This window comes from Streptomyces sp. NBC_01445 (genome assembly GCF_035918235.1).
Lineage (GTDB): Bacteria > Actinomycetota > Actinomycetes > Streptomycetales > Streptomycetaceae > Streptomyces.
Genome location: NZ_CP109485.1, coordinates 9,513,069 through 9,529,845, shown reverse-complemented (window position 1 = coordinate 9,529,845; position 16,777 = coordinate 9,513,069). Strand labels below are relative to the sequence as shown.

21 protein-coding genes and 2 pseudogenes are annotated in these 16,777 nt (G+C 69.8%); 6 read left to right on the top strand and 17 right to left on the bottom strand.

Annotation, left to right across the window (positions count from 1 at the left end; all coding sequences use genetic code 11):
- The first annotated feature begins 49 nt into the window (after positions 1 to 49).
- Positions 50 to 1,000: a helix-turn-helix domain-containing protein gene (locus tag OG574_RS43505; protein ID WP_326777737.1), complete on the top strand. Its 951-nt coding sequence runs from the start codon at positions 50 to 52 to the stop codon at positions 998 to 1,000.
- A 98-nt stretch (positions 1,001 to 1,098) separates the two neighbouring features.
- Here the strand turns inward: OG574_RS43505 and OG574_RS43500 are convergent, their stop codons facing one another.
- The 3 genes from OG574_RS43500 to OG574_RS43490 form a co-directional block, all read right to left on the bottom strand.
- The gene (locus tag OG574_RS43500; RefSeq protein ID WP_326777736.1) at positions 1,099 to 1,827 is read right to left on the bottom strand and encodes a DUF899 family protein; all 729 of its coding nucleotides are present in this window, start codon (positions 1,825 to 1,827) and stop codon (positions 1,099 to 1,101) included.
- Between the two features lie 139 nt (positions 1,828 to 1,966).
- Positions 1,967 to 3,214 carry an RNA polymerase sigma factor gene (locus tag OG574_RS43495; protein ID WP_326777735.1) on the bottom strand — a complete coding sequence of 416 codons (1,248 nt, stop codon included), beginning with the start codon at positions 3,212 to 3,214 and terminating at the stop codon, positions 1,967 to 1,969.
- Positions 3,211 to 3,555, bottom strand: coding sequence for a YciI family protein (locus OG574_RS43490; protein WP_326777734.1), 345 nt, complete (start codon positions 3,553 to 3,555; stop codon positions 3,211 to 3,213). The genes OG574_RS43495 and OG574_RS43490 overlap by 4 nt, the downstream gene beginning before the upstream one ends.
- 105 nt (positions 3,556 to 3,660) lie before the next feature.
- On the opposite strand from OG574_RS43490, the gene OG574_RS43485 reads away from it, so the two are divergent.
- Positions 3,661 to 4,521: a LysR family transcriptional regulator gene (locus OG574_RS43485; protein WP_326777733.1), complete on the top strand. Its 861-nt coding sequence runs from the start codon at positions 3,661 to 3,663 to the stop codon at positions 4,519 to 4,521.
- Between the two features lie 112 nt (positions 4,522 to 4,633).
- On the top strand, positions 4,634 to 5,500 hold the full coding sequence (locus tag OG574_RS43480; RefSeq protein WP_326777732.1) for an NAD-dependent epimerase/dehydratase family protein: 867 nt from the start codon (positions 4,634 to 4,636) through the stop codon (positions 5,498 to 5,500).
- 49 nt (positions 5,501 to 5,549) lie between these two features.
- Here OG574_RS43480 and OG574_RS43475 read toward each other — a convergent pair whose 3' ends face one another.
- From OG574_RS43475 to OG574_RS43455, 5 genes and pseudogenes are all read right to left on the bottom strand, one after another.
- On the bottom strand, positions 5,550 to 5,708 hold the full coding sequence (locus OG574_RS43475; protein ID WP_326778800.1) for a WD40 repeat domain-containing protein: 159 nt from the start codon (positions 5,706 to 5,708) through the stop codon (positions 5,550 to 5,552).
- Positions 5,703 to 5,771 (bottom strand): annotated as a pseudogene (locus tag OG574_RS43470) (WD40 repeat domain-containing protein); the annotation flags it as partial. The pseudogene OG574_RS43470 and the gene OG574_RS43475, both read right to left, overlap by 6 nt.
- A gap of 106 nt (positions 5,772 to 5,877) precedes the next feature.
- Positions 5,878 to 6,777 carry a calcium-binding protein gene (locus OG574_RS43465; RefSeq protein ID WP_326777731.1) on the bottom strand — a complete coding sequence of 300 codons (900 nt, stop codon included), beginning with the start codon at positions 6,775 to 6,777 and terminating at the stop codon, positions 5,878 to 5,880.
- Between the two features lie 211 nt (positions 6,778 to 6,988).
- A complete protein-coding gene (locus tag OG574_RS43460; RefSeq protein ID WP_326777730.1) occupies positions 6,989 to 8,314 on the bottom strand; it encodes an MFS transporter in 1,326 nt (441 codons plus the stop codon).
- Positions 8,311 to 8,799, bottom strand: a complete 489-nt coding sequence (locus OG574_RS43455; RefSeq protein ID WP_326777729.1) for a MarR family winged helix-turn-helix transcriptional regulator — start codon at positions 8,797 to 8,799, stop codon at positions 8,311 to 8,313. The genes OG574_RS43460 and OG574_RS43455 overlap by 4 nt, the downstream gene beginning before the upstream one ends.
- A 105-nt stretch (positions 8,800 to 8,904) precedes the next feature.
- Between OG574_RS43455 and OG574_RS43450 the strand changes: the two genes are divergently transcribed.
- A complete protein-coding gene (locus OG574_RS43450; protein WP_100594384.1) occupies positions 8,905 to 9,213 on the top strand; it encodes an ArsR/SmtB family transcription factor in 309 nt (102 codons plus the stop codon).
- Positions 9,210 to 9,602, top strand: coding sequence for a VOC family protein (locus OG574_RS43445; protein WP_100594385.1), 393 nt, complete (start codon positions 9,210 to 9,212; stop codon positions 9,600 to 9,602). The genes OG574_RS43450 and OG574_RS43445 overlap by 4 nt, the downstream gene beginning before the upstream one ends.
- A 37-nt stretch (positions 9,603 to 9,639) precedes the next feature.
- On the opposite strand, the gene OG574_RS43440 is transcribed toward OG574_RS43445, so the two are convergent.
- From OG574_RS43440 to OG574_RS43400, 9 genes and pseudogenes are all read right to left on the bottom strand, one after another.
- Positions 9,640 to 10,203: an NADPH-dependent FMN reductase gene (locus tag OG574_RS43440; protein ID WP_326777728.1), complete on the bottom strand. Its 564-nt coding sequence runs from the start codon at positions 10,201 to 10,203 to the stop codon at positions 9,640 to 9,642.
- 571 nt (positions 10,204 to 10,774) lie between these two features.
- Positions 10,775 to 10,858 (bottom strand): hypothetical protein, encoded by an 84-nt coding sequence (locus OG574_RS52875; RefSeq protein WP_442816950.1) that lies wholly within the window; start codon positions 10,856 to 10,858, stop codon positions 10,775 to 10,777.
- 53 nt (positions 10,859 to 10,911) lie between these two features.
- Positions 10,912 to 11,049 (bottom strand): annotated as a pseudogene (locus tag OG574_RS43430) (trypco2 family protein); the annotation flags it as partial.
- Positions 11,050 to 11,205: 156 nt separating this feature from the next.
- On the bottom strand, positions 11,206 to 11,814 hold the full coding sequence (locus tag OG574_RS43425; protein ID WP_326777727.1) for an MBL fold metallo-hydrolase: 609 nt from the start codon (positions 11,812 to 11,814) through the stop codon (positions 11,206 to 11,208).
- Positions 11,815 to 12,101: 287 nt separating this feature from the next.
- Positions 12,102 to 12,800 carry an HAD family hydrolase gene (locus tag OG574_RS43420; protein WP_326777726.1) on the bottom strand — a complete coding sequence of 233 codons (699 nt, stop codon included), beginning with the start codon at positions 12,798 to 12,800 and terminating at the stop codon, positions 12,102 to 12,104.
- A gap of 82 nt (positions 12,801 to 12,882) precedes the next feature.
- Positions 12,883 to 13,764 carry a hypothetical protein gene (locus OG574_RS43415; RefSeq protein ID WP_326777725.1) on the bottom strand — a complete coding sequence of 294 codons (882 nt, stop codon included), beginning with the start codon at positions 13,762 to 13,764 and terminating at the stop codon, positions 12,883 to 12,885.
- A 110-nt stretch (positions 13,765 to 13,874) separates the two neighbouring features.
- Complete coding sequence (locus OG574_RS43410; protein ID WP_326778799.1) at positions 13,875 to 14,423, bottom strand: YciI family protein; 549 nt, start codon at positions 14,421 to 14,423, stop codon at positions 13,875 to 13,877.
- A 162-nt stretch (positions 14,424 to 14,585) separates the two neighbouring features.
- Entirely contained in the window at positions 14,586 to 15,059 is a 474-nt protein-coding gene (locus tag OG574_RS43405) for a carboxymuconolactone decarboxylase family protein (RefSeq protein ID WP_100594389.1), read from the bottom strand.
- 129 nt (positions 15,060 to 15,188) lie between these two features.
- A complete protein-coding gene (locus OG574_RS43400; RefSeq protein WP_326777724.1) occupies positions 15,189 to 15,812 on the bottom strand; it encodes a TetR/AcrR family transcriptional regulator in 624 nt (207 codons plus the stop codon).
- A gap of 115 nt (positions 15,813 to 15,927) precedes the next feature.
- Between OG574_RS43400 and OG574_RS43395 the strand changes: the two genes are divergently transcribed.
- On the top strand, positions 15,928 to 16,743 hold the full coding sequence (locus tag OG574_RS43395; RefSeq protein WP_326777723.1) for a hypothetical protein: 816 nt from the start codon (positions 15,928 to 15,930) through the stop codon (positions 16,741 to 16,743).
- Positions 16,744 to 16,777: the final 34 nt, after the last annotated feature.

Here is a 16,777-nt window from a genome sequence, read left to right as displayed (position 1 = left end):
TTGGCCTGGCCCATTGCTGCCGCTGGCACACACGGGCCAAGATCCGCCCATGCCTCAGCTGACCGCCGCGGGAATCGAAGCCTTCGACGAGAGCGTCTACCGGGCGATCCTCGTCCGCCACACCGCCGCGCCCGCCGACCTCGCGGGTGATCTGTCCTGCTCCACCGAGCGAGTTGCCCGCGCCCTCGACCGGCTTCGCGAGAACGGCCTGGTCGGGCGGCTCGCCGGAACCCGCCGCCGGTACGCGGCCATTGAGCCGGGCGCGGCCCTGGAGTCGCTGGTCCGCTCCAGAACCGCCGATCTCGACGGCGTCCGGACGGCGGCCGGCGAGCTGTCGCGGCTGTTCGCCGCGGCCCGGCAGGACGGCTCCGAACAGGTCGAAGTCATCACCGGCGGCGAGGCGTTGGGCCGCTGGTTCGTGCAGCTTCAGCAGGAAGCGCGCGACGAGGTCATCACCCTGGACCGCCCCCCGTACGCGCTGACCACCTCCAACCCGGTCGAGGCGACAGCCCTCACCCGGGGTGTCCGCTATCGCGCCGTCTACGCACCCGAGGCGCTGGAGTGGCCCGGCGTCCTGGGCGACATCCGTGAGCTGGTGGCGCACGGCGAGCAAGCCCGCGTACTGCCGGGCCTGCGCATCAAGCTGGCGATCTCCGACCGCCGCCTCGCCCTGATGCCGCTCTCCCTCGACTTCACCACCGAGGTGCGCGCCGCCGTCATCCGCCCGTCAGCCCTGCTCGACGGCCTGATCGACTACTGGGAACTGTGCTGGCGCACCGCGACCCCACTGGGTGCCCCCGCCGAGGAAGACCCCCTCGGCGAGGAGGACCGCCAGATGCTGACCCTCCTCGTCGGCGGCCTCAAGGACGAGGCGATAGCCCGCCAGTTGGGCTGGTCGGTACGGACGATGCGGCGCCGGATCAGCCGTCTCCACCAAGAGCTGGGCGCCGCGAACCGCTTCCAGGCGGGGGTGATCGCGGCGCGCCGGGGGTGGATCTGAATTCCCTTCAGCCGCAAGCCGGTTGAACGACTGGGGTCTTTCGTCTGGATCAGGCCGCGCCAGATCCCGCGAGCCCGGCGTGATCCGAACGAGAGGCCCTAGCTCCCGGCGGCTTCCAGTTCGTCGGAGCGTCCGGCGTCCAGGCGGGGCCACTGGGCGGTGGGGCGTCCGTCGGTGCGCATGTAGTTACCGCTGATCTGCGGCCAGCCGGCGGGCGAGTCCTCCCACGGCTCCTGCCGCCCGTACGCCGTCCGGTCCAGCAGGCTGTACGTCTGATCCATGGCCTCGACGCCGCGGCCTGTGGTCCAGTACGTCTCGAACACGCGGTCTCCCTGGCGCAGATAACACGCCAGCATGAACGGACCACGCCCCGCCATCAGCGTGTCGATCGACTCCTCGGCCGAGTACCAGGGCACGTCCCAGCCCATGAAGTCGCGGTAGCGGACGCTCACCTCGTACGGGCCCTGGCACAGCGTCGCGTAAGTGACGTCACGGGAGTGCAGGTAGGACAGCTCGCGGACCTGGCTGTTGAAAAACGTGCAGCCCTCGCACTGGTCGGCGGCGGGGTGGTCTGTGTGCCACATCTGGAAGTACGCGATGAGCTGCGTGCGGCCCTCGAACGCGTCCAGCAGCGTGACCTGACCGGAGGGGCCGGTCAGCGGGGCGCCGGCGTTCACTTCCACCATGGGCAGCCGGCGGCGGGCCGCCGCGATCGCGTCGCCTTCACGGGTATACGCCTTCTCCCGGATCCGCAGCGCGTCCAGTTCCGCCTGGTAGGCGGCTCGGTCCACGGCCTTGGGTGCGGGTGCGCTCGTTTCGGTGCTCATGAGAACTCATCCCTTCATGTCCTTGTCCGGAGGGCCTTCTCCGCCTCGCTCCAGAGCGACTGTCACCCCACCGACGAAGATGTACCCCCCGGATCGACACCGGGCAGCGAAAAAGTTCGCCGGATGTGCACGACGTCAGTCACAGCTCGCCGTTTCCGCTGGTCAGCTCCCGGATCCGGCTTGTCAGATAGCGGCGCTCGGCCTCTGTCGGCGCCAGTTTCACCGCTTCCTCGTACGCGTGCCCGGCCTCGGCCCTCCGGCCGGAACGGCGAAGCAGGTCGGCCCGGGTCGCGGGCAGCAGGTGGTAGCCGTCGAGCCGCCCTGACGCGGCCAGCTCGTCGACCAGCGCCAGGCCGGCCGGGATGCCGTCCGCCATCGCGACCGCCACCGCCCGGTTCAGCTCGACCACCGGGGACGGGGCCAACCGGGCCAGCTCCGCGTACAGCACCGCGATCTGCGGCCAGTCCGTGCTCTCCGCGTCGGGCGCGGTGGCATGACAGGCGGCGATCGCGGCCTGTACCTGGTACGGCCCAGTGCGCCTCGTGGCCAGCGCCTCGTCGAGGGTCTCCACCCCCTCGGCGATCAGCCCCTGATCCCACCGGCTCCGGTCCTGCTTCTCCAGTGTGACGAGCACGCCGTCGGACGTACGGGTCATGCGCCGCGCCTCGTGCAGCAGCATCAGGGCGAGCAGCCCGCGTGGCTCGGGTTCGCCGGGCATCAGCCGGATCAGGACCCGGGACAGCCGGATCGCTTCGGCGGTCAGCGCCCGGCGGTCGTCCGCGCCCTCGTCGTCGTACCCCTCGTTGAAGATCAGGTAGAGCACCGCGAGGACGGCGGCGAGTCGCTGCGGGAGAAGGTCGGCGGGTGGCACGCGGTACGGAATGCCGGCCTCGGCGATCTTGCGTTTGGCGCGGACCAGGCGCTGCGCCATCGTCGGCTCGGCCGTCAGGAAGGCGCGGGCGATCTCGGCGGTGCTCAGCCCGGCCAGCGTACGGAGAGTGAGCGCGACCCGGGCGGGGAAAGGCAGCGCGGGATGGCAGCAGGTGAAGATCAGCCGCAACCGCTCGTCCGGGATGTCCTCCACCGGCAGTTCGTCCGGGTCGCGGGTGATCACGGCGAGCTGGCGCAGCTTGGCCGCGCCGACGGCGTCGCGCCGCAGCCGGTCGGTGGCGCGGTTGCGGGCCGTGGTGGTGAGCCATGCGCCCGGGCGGCGCGGCACGCCGTCGCGCGCCCAGGTCGTCAGCGCTGCGGCGAACGCGTCCTGCGCGCAGTCCTCGGCCAGGTCCCAGTCGCCCGTCGTCCCGATCAGGGTCGCGACCACCTGGCCCCACTCGTCCCGGAACGCCTCGTCGACGGCCGTCCGGACCCGGTCGTCCGGCGCGGTCATTCCCAGACCGGGCGGATCTCGACGCCACCCCAGCGCGCGTACGGATGGCCCTCGGCGATCGCGATCGCCTCGTCCAGGTCCGCGCACTCGACGATGACGAAGCCGCCGACGAAGTCCTTGGTCTCCGCGAACGGGCCGTCCGACACCAGGGTTTCGCCGTCCCGGACCCGGACCGTGGTCGCGTCCACCACCGGACGCAGCCGCGCGCCGACGAGCATGCCGCCCCGCCGGTCGAGATCCGCGAGCCAGGCCCGGTGTACGGGGTCCGCCTCGAGTTCCTCGTTGCTGGGCGAAACCTTCTCGTCGTCGCAGATGAGCAGCACGTACTTCACCCTGTTCATTCTGCCCCCGATGCGGCCGGCGTGAGAGCCGCGCAGCACGGCGGACGTACGGAGAATTAGCCTGGGGCGCAGGGCGTCTGCACAGTCGGAACGGCGGGAGATGCAGTGGATGTCGACCTGCGCAAGCTGCGTTATTTCGTGGTCGTGGCCGAGGAGTTGCACTTCGGCCGGGCCGCGGAGCGACTGCACATCACGCAACCGGTGCTCTCCCGGCAGATCCGCGCCCTGGAGCATGAATTGCGCGCGCAGTTGTTCGCCAGGAACAAGCAGTCCACGGAGCTGACGGAGGCAGGCCGCCAGCTGCTGGAGGACGCCCGTCCCCTGCTGGCCGGCGCGCAGGCGCTCCAGCATCGTGTCCAGCGGGCCGCGCACGGGACGTCGACCTTCACGGTCGGCTTCATGCCCGGGATCACCGTGACCGGCGCGGTGCGGGCCTTTGCCGCCAGGCATCCCGAGCTGAGCGTGGAGGTGGTGCGCACCTCTTGGGAGAACCAGGTTCAGGCGGTGCACGAGGGGCTTGTCGATGTGAGCTTCGTACGGTTGCCGGTCGACCACAGCGGTCTCGTTCTGCGCCCGGTCTTCCGGGAACCGCGCGTCGCCGTCGTGCCGGCGCATCACCGCCTCGCGGGCAAGGAGTCCATCGGTATCGCGGACCTGGCCGCCGAACGCCTGCTGCAGGACCCCGACGCCGTCCCCGAGTGGCGCGACCTCCCCGATCGGGCCGGCGGTGAGAGGCCAGGGCCACCGCCCGCGTTCCGCAGCGTCGAGGAGAAGCTGGAACACGTCGCGACCTCCGGCGGCGTCGTCGTCCTACCGCTTTCCACCGCGGCCTACTACACGCACACCGATGTCGCCCACGTACCCATCGACGACATCGGCCCCAACGAGGTGTGCCTTGCCTGGAGCGCTCACCGTCAGTCCCCGCTGCTGCCGGAATTCGCCGGCATCGCCGTTGCGCAGCACTGATGCCCTGAGGGCATCACCGGCGACGGAAGAGGTCTTGGACTCCGACTGCGGAGCGGGCCAGGGTGGAGGAGCGGCGGACCTCCCGCCGCCATCCGAAAGGACCGTGAGGGCGATGCAGGTCTTCATCACGGGCGGCTCCGGGTACATCGGCCGCTCCACCATCAAGGCGCTCATCCGGCGTGGCATCGAGGTGACGGCACTGGCGCGCAGCGAACGCTCCGCGGGCACCGTGTCGGACCTGGGCGCGACGCCTGTCGCGGGGGCGCTCACCGACACCGACGTCCTTCGTGAGGCGGCCCGCCGGGCCGACGGAGTGATCCACCTGGGGGTGGACTACGCCGAGGGAACCGCAGACGTCGACCGCGTCGCGGCGGAGGCCCTGCAGGACGGCGCGGCAAGCCACCCGTATGTACACACAGGCGGGGTCTGGGTATACGGCAACACCGACGGAGTCGTCGATGAGACCGCCCCTCTCAGCCCGCCGCGCATCACCTCGTGGCGCCTGGAGAACGAGAAGCGCGTGCTCGCGCGGGCCGCCACCGGGGAGCGCCCGGTGGTGGTGATGCCTGGACTCGTCTACGGCCACTCCGGCGGCCTTGTGCAGTCGTTCTTCGCCGAGCCGGGACGCGCCGCCGGCGCCGTGCCCTGCATCGGGGACGGCGCCAACCACTGGGCCCTGGTCCACGTGGACGACCTCGCCGAGCTGTACGTACTGGCTCTGAATGCCCCGGCCGGTTCTGTCTACGCCGGGGTCAGCGACCAGAACGTCCCGCTGGCGGACATCACCCGAGCCCTCAGCCGGGCCGTCGGGTGTCCGGGCAGTATCGACTCGCTGACGCTTGAGGAGGCCGTGCGGCGGATGGGCCCGGTCGCCGAGGCCTTCGCCCTCGACCAGCAGTTCACCGGCGCCCGTGCCCGGCGCGAACTCGGCTGGACACCCACCCGTCTCGACGCGCTGACCGAGCTCGCGCGGGGCTGAACCGCGAGTCCGCTTCGGCCGGCCGTTCCCGACCGGCAACAAGCCCCGTCTAACGAATCCGTACGTCCCAGAGCCGGAGCACCCGGTCCTGGCCACCGCCGGCAAGGGTGTGTCCGTCGGGGCCGAACGCCACGCAGATCACCGGCCCGACGTGCCCGGCCAGGGCGAGTCGCCGGTCTCCGGTGGCCGTGTCCCAGAGGTGGATCACGCCGTCGTGGCCGCCGCCGGCCACGGAGCGGCCGTCCGGGGCGAAGGCCAGGGACGTGACTCTTTGCGGCTGTCCGCGTGAGGGGCTGTGAGTTTCATCGGAGTCACGTCAGTGAGGGCAGCCGGCGCCGGCCCGGGCATCGGCAGTTCCCGGGCCGGCGAAGGGGACGTCAGTCCTGGTGGACGACGTTCGTGCCGGGTCCGCCCGAGAGGGTGTCCGTGCCGGCTCCCCCGTACAGCTTGTCGTTACCGCTGTTCCCGTAGATCGTGTCGTCGCCGGCTTCGCCGTACAGAACGTCGTCGCCCTTGCCGCCGTACAGGTGGTCGCTCCCGTCGCCGCCGCGGATCGTGTCGTTGTCGTCGCCGCCGGACAGGCTCTGCCTGTCCGCACCCCCGTAGATCAGGTCGCGGCCGGCACCGCCGTCGACGGCGCTGTCCTCGCCCCTGGAGTGGATGGTGTCGTTGCCGATGCCGCCCTGCGCGATGGTCCCGTCGGCGGCGTCGATCGTGTCGTTGCCGTCACCGCCGAGCACCACCGTGACCGGACCCACGGAGAGGTTGTCGTCGCCCGCTCCACCAGTGACGCCATTGCCCTGGACGCCGCCCGTCTCGGTCAGGGTGTCCTTGCCGTCGCCCATGTCGATCGAGGCGAAGTTGTACGTCTCGTCGGTCTGGTTGTCGTAGGTGAGGACATCGTTGCCATCACCGAGGGACAACTCGAGGGAGGCGTACGGGTCCTGGCTGTCCACCGTGGTGATTGTGCAGGTGACCTGGGTCTGGTCCGTGCTGCTCGGGTACGAGCAGCCGTCGCCCGCGCTGATCGTGACCACGTCGTCGATGACGTACGTGATGTCAGCTCCGTCCTTCGACGCTGTGACGGTCACGTCGTTGGTCTGACCGGGGGCGGCGGTGTAGGCGACCGCACGGCCGTCGATCGCGGCGGTGGCCGGCGACGTCGCGGCACCGGCCGTACCGGCCAGCAGGACGGGACCGGTAAGCCCCGCACCGACAGCCAGCATCACCGCCGACGCGGCGCGCATCGTACGGCGGCTTATGGGACGAGAATGCATTGCATTGCCTCCATGAGGAGTATGTGCCTCTAACAGCTACATGTGACTCCCGCGCTATTCGCTTGGATGCGTTGCCGGTTGGCAGGAAATGCGCCTCACCGGTTCGTCAAAGACGTCGGAGACGGCCATGAACTGCGGCTACCGGTAAGGCGATCAATGATTGGCCAATTCTTTCTTCAGTGGCGGTCCAACTCGGGTTCACTCATTGGCCTCATCGTGTCTCTGAGCCGTCACACTTGAGCGCGACGTCTGCAGTTCCGGAGGACGGACCTCCGCAAGGCTCTTCGCTGTGACGATTGTTGGGGGTGCGCGGCGTGCGGTAGGCGCGGAGGGAGGCGTTGGTCGCTGCCACCGTCGCGACCGCCAGCGTGGCGGACAGGCCGCCGGCGACCAGGGCGAAGGGGGCGGAGGTCGCCGATGCCATCAACCCGCCCCGGAAATTGCCGAGTTCGGGGCCCGCGACACCGATGACATGTTCCACGGAGGAGACTCTCCCCCGGTACGCGTCCGGGGTCTCCAACTGAACCAGCGCACTGCGGGTGACCACGGAGACGGTGTCGGCGGCACCTGCCACGGCCAGGCAGACGAGGGCCGGCCACAGCGGCCCGGAGAGGCCGAAGCCGGCCAGCGCCAGGCCCCAGACGGCAGCCGCACCCAGCTGGACCAGGCCGCCCCGGCGCCGGCGTGTCACCGTGCCGGAGAGGAGGCCGGCCGTGATCCCGCCTACCGCGACGGCCGAGAGGAACAGGCCGAGGGTCTGCGGGTTGCCGCCGAAGCGGATCTCGTTCACCAGCGGGAACAGCGCGATCGGCATGGCGAGGAGCGTCGCGGACAGGTCGGTGACCATCGAGCCCCACAGTGTCGGGCGACGCAGAACGATCCGCCAACCGCCGCGCTCCGGACGCCGCTTGGCGACAGCTGCATCCGCACCCTCGGGCCTCATGGCCGGAAGGCGGATCACCGCGAGGATCGAGACCACCGTGGCCACCGCCTGAGCGGCGTACGCGGCAGGGAGGTCCCAGCGGGCGATGATCAGCCCGGCCAGCGCGGGCCCGGCCAACATCGCCGCCTGGAAGGAGATGTTGGTCAGCGCGAGACCGGCCGCGACCTGGTCGGCCGGCAGCAGCCGGACCGGGAACGTGCGCCGGGCCGGGGCGCCGAGCGCGCCGCAGGCGGTCCCGGCAGCGACCAGGGCGAGCAGCAGGAACACGTTCCGGTTGCCCGCCAGTGCCTGAGCCGACAGCCCTGCGGCGACCAGCAGTTGGCCTGCCGTAGTGGCCCGCACCAGCGCCCGGCGGTCGACACTGTCGGCCAGCGTGCCGCCGATCAGCCCGAACAGCACCATCGGCAGGCCGGTGGCGAGCCCGATGGCGCCGGTGCCCACTGTGCTGCCGGTCAGGTCCCAGACCTGGGCGAGCACCGCCACGGTCATTATCTGGCCGCCGAGTTGGGAGGCTGAGGTGCCGATCCACAGGTGTCGGAACGGTCGGCTGCCACGCAGCGGGCGGGTGTCGAGGAACCGCGCCCGCGCTTTCACTGCGGCGGCTCGGCCAGGTGGTGGAGGATGCGCTCGCGCATCGACCGTTGCTCGAGCGCCCGCCGCACCTCCTCAACTGCAGCGGTCATCGCGTGCGGGGTCTCACCGTCCAGTTCGGCGACCGTCGCGTGGGTGGCCCGCCACTCGGCCTCCAGGAACGGCACCAGCGACCGCCCGCGCTCGGTCAGGTTGATCCGCCGGGTGCGGGCGTCGGGCCCCGGTTCGGAGGTGACCAGATCCTCCTTGCGCATGGCGGCGATCGTCTGGCTGATCGCGGAGTGCGAGCGGTTCAGGGACTCCGCGAGCTCGCGGATGGTGAGCGGTCCGGTGTGGGCGAGCCGGATCAGCGGGTACGCGAACCGCGGCCGCACCCCTTTGATGCCGCGCTCGACGTAGACCTGCTCGATCTCGGCATCCATAGCGGCCAGCAGCTCGTGCAGCGAGTGCCAGGGGTCGGGCAGCGCGGTGGGGTCGGAAGACGTCACAGCGCTAATATAACAGCGCTAATGCAATAGGTGGAACACGGCGGAACTCGCCGCCTCGGGCGCCTCGACTTGATAGGCAAGCGAGGAGTTGCCTATCATTCGGCCATGGCCGACGATCTCTTCAAAGCCTTGGCCGACCCCACCCGCCGCACCATCCTCGACGAGCTCACGGAGAAGTCCGGACAGACACTGTTCGAGATCTGCGGGCGGCTGAGCATGAAGCACCAGCTCGGCATCTCGCGCCAGGGGGTCTCCCAGCACCTTGCCGTGCTGGAGGCAGCCGGGCTCGTCGAGACCAGGCGTGAAGGCCGCTACAAGTTCCACGAGCTGAACACGGAGCCACTGCGGCACATCGCCGAGCGATGGCCCGTGCCCGCGCCCCACACATCCGGACCGGAGGAGAGCACCCCATGAAGATCCACCTGACCAGCGTCCTCGTCGACGACCAGGCCAAGGCCGAGCGCTTCTACACCGAGATCCTCGGCTTCGTGAAGAAGCACGACGTCCCGGTGGGCGAGAAGCACCGGTGGCTGACCGTCGTCTCACCGGACGAGCTCGGCGGCACCGAACTCCTCCTGGAGCCCGCCGGCCACCCGGCCGTCAAGCCCTTCCGCGACGCGCTCGTCGCGGACGGCATTCCGCTCGCCCAGTTCGCGGTCGACGACGTGCAGGCGGAGTACGAGCGCCTGAGCAACCTCGGCGTCACCTTCACCCAGGACCCCCTGGAGATGGGCCCCGTCACCACCGCTGTCTTCGACGACACCTGCGGCAACCTGATCCAGATCGCGACGGAGCCGCAGTAGACGCCCGACCCGCCGTGTGCGGGGCCACGGGATGGGGCTACGTCTCGTCGGGCTCCGCGGCCGGTGCATGGAAACCTGCCAGCAGACCAAGCACCTCGCCGAGTCGCCCGCGCGCCGCCGGGTCCGTGATCACTCCGTCCGTGCCGATCATCCGGCGCTCCACCGGGATCCTCGAGCAGGCCGATTCCACGATGTCGGCGCCGGTGTAGCCGAGCACCGTGCGCAGCGTCGCCGCCGCGCCCCCGCCCCGGCCGGGGGCGGCCGCGTTCACGAAGGCCACGGGCTTGTCGCAGATCTCGGTGCCACCCACTGTCCAGTCCAGCAGGTTCTTGAACGAACCCGGCAGCGTGCCCGCGTACTCCGGCGTGCAGATCAAGATCGCGGTCGCCTCCGCGATCGCCGTGCGCAATCCAGCCACGGGAGTCGGCAACGGATCCGCGTCGTCATCCGGGTTGAAATGCGGAAGGGCCGCCAACCCGTCGTACATGACCGTGCGCACCGGCGGGGTGGCCAGGGCCTGCACGGTGCGCAGCACGGCCTCGTTGGAGGAATCGGTCCGCAGGCTTCCGGACAGCAAAAGGATCGATCGCGGCTCAGACATCAGCCCAACCTATCGGCCCGCTCACCAACGCCGGCGAAGGTACTGCCTAGTTCGGCCGCGAAGGCACCTTGCCGACCAGCTCGACAAAAGCCGCCCTGCCCGCCTGGGCTGACCCGGACCGTTCGACGCGGTCGGCCGGCGCTGCCCGACGGTCACATGACTCTCGAGCGCGGGCTCACGACCGAGTCCGGATCTCCCGAGGTCCATACCGTGTCGCAGGAAGTGCAGGCGAATCTGTTGGAGAGGCCGTCGGTGTGGCAGCCGCAGCTCGGGCACTGTTCCGTCGTGAAGTAGGCGTTCACGACATACGAGCGTAGTCGCGCACGCCCTTGATGCTGACGGCAGTTCGTCCGTTTCATGGCGTCCGACGTCTCCGTCGCCGGGCGGATGAGAGTCCGCGGCGGGGCACTTGACGGGCCCGGTCCTTCGAAGGCGAACGGGGCCTTCACCGGTGGCCGCGTGAGGTGATCGAACACCCCGTCCGGCACCGGTTCGATCGGCAGCGGCTCGTCCATCTGGTGGCCTTGTGCGCACCGGGCGAACGGCCCCGTGACCGGGTCCAGCAGGACGCTCAGATGCGGATCGACGTGGTGGACCACCAGTTCGACATGCCGAGGGCGCCGTCCCAGCGCAGCGTCTCCCAGGCGCGCCACAGGGAGTCCAGCCGGGACAGCGCCTGAGGCCACCGCGGCGCTCCGGGTTCAGGCGCAGGGTCACGCGCTGGGCGGACCGAGTCGACCGCTCCTGGCGGCCGTTGGCCTCCACGACGCCGAACCGCAGCGCCCCGCCACCGTTTCGCGTACGCACCAGCTCGATCTCGAACTCCGCGGTGATCTCGCCGAGCACGAAACGCAACCACCACGACGGGTGGACGCCGAACCGCCCTGCCGGCGAATCGGCTTCTCCTGCCCTGCTCCGCAGGAGTCCGATTCCTCCCCGGCCTGAAGGCCGGGGCCCGGGGCATCCTCGGAGGAATCCGGTGATCCTGGGCCACTCTCACCGCTACGACCCGTCATCGCGCACGAAACGCAGATACCGATCCGCGGAGCGCCGGACCGCGGCCGCCCCGTCGCTTCTGACCACACGGCCCCAGAACGCCCCGTAGATACGCTCGAATGCGAAGGGTTCGACCAGCGCGAGCGCGCGGCGGATCGTACTCGGGCGCTCCGGAATGAAGTTGGGGATGCTGTACATGAAGCTGACCCAGCGCCGGTCCATCACGACCATGAAGATGTCACCGCTGAACAGCGCGCCGTCGCCCTCCGGATCGTCGGCCCAGTGCAGCACCGTGCCTCCGGCGAAGTGCGTGCCCGCGTTGACCAGCGTCATGCCGGGCGCGATTTCGTGGGTGTCGCCGGTCCAGTACTCGATCACCGGATCGGGCCGCCCCACCCACTCACGGTCCGCGGCATGGACGTACACCGGCGCGTCGAAGACCTTTCCCCACTCGGTCATCACGCCGTAGAAGTGCGGATGGCTGACGGCGATCGCGTCGACCCCGCCCAAATCCTCGATCTTGGCGGCGAGTTCGTCGTCGAGGTAGCCCACGCAATCCCACAACACGTTCCCGTGCGGCGATCGGATCAGCAGTGCACGCTGGCCGACAGCCACCGACGGCTCCGCGCCCACTCCGATGACACCGGGCCCTTCCTCAACGAGCCGTCCGCGTCGGCCACCGGCGCGCAACTCACCGAGTGATGTCCACCGCTGACCCTCCCAGCCCACGTACTGCCGCTCGTCCAGACAGACCGGGCAGTCAGCGCGCTGTGCCCCGTACTGCACACCGCACGTGCGACAGATCGGGAGTCGCAGCCCCGCAACCGCCGCGACCTCCTTCGAAGAAGACACCACAACTCCTCTCTCCAGACGGGCCATAGGAGCGATACGAGCTAGACGAGCTAGAGGATTTGGACGAGGTCAAGAACCGGCCGTAGCGCGTTCGGGCGTCGGTCGACGGGCAGGTGGTCGACCAGATGGACCGGGCACCCGAGCGCGGCGGCCCCGGCGTCCGCGACGCGATCGTCGCCGACCATGAGGACCTCGCCGGGCGGCAGTCCGAGCTTGTCGCAGGCCGCTTGGAAGAGCCCCGGATCCGGCTTCTGCACGCCTTGCTCGAAGGAGAGGACGTACGCGTCGACGAGGCTGTCGACACCGTGGTCACGGAAGACGGGCCGCAGGTCCCAGCCGATATTGCTCACCACGGCGACCGAGACGCCCCGCCCCCGCAGAGCACGAAGAGTCGCCTCGGTGTCGGGATAGGGGCGCCATGCGGCCGAGGTGCGATGCCGGTCGTACAGGGCCTCGGCCAGGTCCGCCGACGGGAGGGACGCCTCGCGGGCAAGAGCGGTGAACGCAGCACGGTGTTGCTCGGCACTGAGGTCCCGTGCACGCCACAGCCCATCGAGATGCGACGGCAGAGCGCGAGGTGGAGCTCCGCCGGGCAGAGCCCCCGCCTCGGTCAACCGGCCGGTGCACGCGGCGAGTTCGTCCTCACCGGTACCGAGTCCGGCCTCGGCGACAACCGCTCCCAGCCATTCCGAAACCGACTCGATACGGAAGAGGGTCCCGGAAAAGTCGAACATCACACCTTTGATCATGCCGACGATCCTCGCCTCCCCGCTCACCGGTACGCAAGCCCGGCAGTGGGCCAGGAAACGGACGACACCGTTGGCCCCGTCGTCAGGACTTCCGGTACGTCACCAGTGGCGTGGCGTCACCAAGGTTCCTGAGCTCCATCGGCCCGTCGGCAGTCGCCACCACGTACTCGGAATTGAACTCCTCGGGTGGGCAGTACGTGGTTTTCTCGCCCTCCAGGACCTTGGCTCCCCTGGGCTGTACCCGGTCCTCCCAGATGTTGATCAGGTCCATGCGGACCCTGCACGTGGGGCCCTTGAGCATCTCGACGGTGACCGACGCGGGCACGTTGAGCTTGCTCTGCCGGAAGGTCACCTGGTGGCTGCCGTCCTCGGCGCGCCAGGTGCCAAGGAACCGTTCGCCGAGCTTCTTGTACGTGGTCGCGACCTCGCCGAAGCCCTTGCCCGCGCGCCAGTCGAGCGTCGTCGTGCTGGCCCACGACTTGGAGGAGAACGTCGCCGACTTCCCGTTCCGGGCGATGCCGACCCGGTCCCAGCCGTCCCAGTCCTTGGCGATGCGGGTGTCCCACTTCCCCAGCCCACCGGTGCCGACGGCGGCGACGCTCTCCGCCGGAGGCTCGCCGTCCCGGCAGTACTGTCCGAAGTTGGCGCGCACGGTGACGGTGGCGCGGTATGCCTTCAGGTCGATGCCCCGGCAGGGGTCGGTCTTGGTGGCGTAGACGGTCTTCGACGTGGACCACGGCTTGCCGACGGTACTCCGGTGCCGTTCGAGCAGGCCCGTACCGGCCTGGTAGCGCAGGGAGACCCTGCGTCCGTCGGACAGTTCGATGACCGCCTCGTCATCGGTGTCCTTGACGACCCGCGCCGCGCCGGACGGCGCGGCCGAGGCGTCGCCCTGACAGGCGGTGATGCCGGCTGTGGCCACCAGCACGGCCCCGGCGATCCCGAAGACACATTCGCGTTGCATTTACGTCCCTCGAGTATCGAAGTGAACTCTCGGATAACTGACGCACGGCGGGCCGGAATCGTTGCACGGCTCGCTCGTCTTCCGCCCTTATGGCGGGGTGGCGGCCGTCATCACCGCCTGCCGCCGAACTGCCAGTCGTGGACCTCGATCTCGGCGTAGAGACCCACGGTCAGAACGGCACATGCCGTGTCCGGGTCCGGCGCCCGGACCAGCGCCGCCGTGCCCAGCCAGGTGGCGCCGTCGTCGGACAGCAGAGGCCCGTACGCGATCAAGTCGTCCTGATCGGAGGGCACGTCGAGGTCGGCGGTGTGCCCCGCGCCGAGGCCGAGCACCAGGTACCGGTTCCCTTCGGTGGGGCCACCGGGGTAGTCCCACATGGTGCGCCCGAGCTTGTTGTGCCAACGGCGCAGCATCACGTCCCGGTACACGCCGGCCTGATAGCCGGGTTCGTCGAACGCGAACGCGCGTGCCGCGGCGGTGTCCGGCAGGTCGACGATGTGGACACTCCCCGTCGGCTCCTCACCGTCGCTGCTGAGCGTCGGGCCGCGAGCGATCAGCTCTTTGCCGTACTGGTCCATGTAGGACCAGTGGTCCTCCAGCAACTCATGGCGCAGCGCCAGGGAGTCGAGACGATCGCGGTGGTAGCAGAAGAACTCCATGCGCACACTCTCTACCACGCTGTCCTGCGTCATCTCGCAGATGTCCTCATTCGGCCTGCGAGCATGGCCATCTGAACGGGCAGGTCAGCCGTGGCCCGGTGGTGCCGTCCGGACGGCACCACCGGGCCAGGCACGGCTCATCGTCCGTCCGTCGGGTACGAGTTATCCGAACTGGCCGGGCTGGTAGTCGCCGGCCGGCGTCTGGATGATGACGTTCCCGCGGTTGAACGCGTTGATGAGTGCGATCTGTGAGACCAGGGCGGCGAGCTGATCCTCGTCGTAGTACTTGGCGGCATTCGCCCAGACCTCGTCCGAGACACCACCGGCCGCGTCGGCAAGACGGGTGCCCTGCTCCGTCAGCTCCAGCGCCGCGCGCTCGGCCTCGGTGTAGACCGTGGCCTCCCTCCACGCCGCGACGAGGTTGAGGCGCGTAGAGGTCTCACCGGCGGCAGCGGCGTCCTTGGTGTGCATGTCGAGGCAGCCGCCGCACCCGTTGATCTGGCTGGCGCGGATCTTCACCAGCTCCAGCGTCGCGTGCGGCACCGACGACTCGGCGAGCACCTGGTTCGCCGCGATGATGTGCTTCCAGACCTTCATGGCCGTCGGGTTGCCGAACATGTTCAAACGGGCGTTCATCGTGAACTCCTCCGTCGTTGCCGATGCCTACACCCCTATGACGAAACGGCTCGGCGCGCTGTGACATGGCCCCATGTGACGTGCGTCTCCATGTCCGGCATTGCGGGAGCGGCCACCGACGACGAGGTTTCACGGGATGAGCGTCGCGATACCGGCGCAGACCAGGTCCAGGCTGCGGGTGAACTTCTCGTCCGGGTGGTGGGCGGCCGCGGCGGCAAACGTCCGGGGAAAGCGCTGGGTGAGAGCGGCGATGTCCTCACCGGTGACCGGCATCGCGGGCGGCTCGCTCTGCTCCTGGAGCACGTAGCCGGTGACATGGCTGAGCACGGCGTCGGCAGCGGTTCCGCGGTCCTCGCCAGGGACGCCGGCCTCGGCGAGGGTGTCGAGCAGCCGCTCCATCAGGGACAGCGCTCCGGGGCTGAGCGTCTTGGGGCTGCCGGCGAGCATGATCGCCCCGCCGGGTTGCTGCTGGATGCTCTGCCGTACGGCGACGGCTTGCGCGGTGACCCGCCTCTGCCAGCTTGCCTGCCCCGGCAGTTGGGCCAGGGCCGCGGTGCCTGCGTCGTACGCCTGCCGGGCCACTCGGTCGGCCATCAGCTGGAGCAGCGCGGCCTTGTTCGGCACGTGGTAGTAGAGGCTGCCGGCGTGCACATGGAGCCGTTCCGCGACCTGCCGGATGGAGAAGCCGTGGTAGCCGGTCTCGGCGAATACGGTCATCCCCGCGTCGATGATTCGGTCTGCGGTCAGCTTCACGGCCGCAGTCTAGCGAGCACGAGCAGCTTTTCAAACACTGTTTGAAAATGGCCGTCGCCGCGCTACTGTCACGATCGATCAGCAAATCGGCGGGGGACGAAGGGGGGTGGTGACGATGGGCAGCGTGCTGTTCAACGTGACCACGGCGGCACTGATGGTGCTCATGTTCAAAGGTGGTCTGGCTCTGGTCGGTGAGACCACACTGGGCGGGCGGCGGATTCCCTGGGCGGCATTGGTCCTGACCGGGATCGCGCTCGCCGGGGTCGTCCTCCAGCTCTGCTGGTCGGGGGCGATGGGGGCGCTCGACGCGGACCCGGCGAAGTCCGGCTGGTGGCGCGTGGTCACCTCGGTCTTCATGCAGAACGGGGGCTTCGGCGGGGCGGCATGGAACATCGCGACCCTCGCCGCCGTCGCGGGCTTCGCCGAGTGGTTCTGGGGAGCGCCACTGACGCTCTGCCTGTTCGCCGCCGGCATCCTGCTGCCCGAGCGGATCGACGCGCTGTGGGGCCAGACCTCCCACAGCACCGATCCGCGCAATTTCGCGGGCAGTTCGGGCGCGACCTACTTCCTGGGGGCGACGCTGGCCGCGGCGCTGCTACTGCACGGCGGGGCCGGTCAGGCGCCCGACAGGGATTCCCGAGGCGTGGCCTCCGACGGCGCCGAGGCCTCAGCCGACGAGAGCTCACCCAGTAACACCGTCCGGAAGAACCGCCTGCTCGCGCTCGCGGTACCCGTGCTCGGCCTGGCGATGTGGTTCACCCAGGAGAACGGCCACGGGCTCGTCGCCTGCTACGGGTTCGTCCTCGGAGCACTCGCCTGGGTCGCGTTCCGCACGGTCCTGCGCCCGGACCGCGACCTGCGGCAGCCGCCGCGCACGACGATGTCCTCGCTGACCGGGCTCGTCGCTCGCCGGCCCCGAAGCGCCGCGTAGCAGGAATTCCCGATTCCCCGCGCAGCGGGAAGGC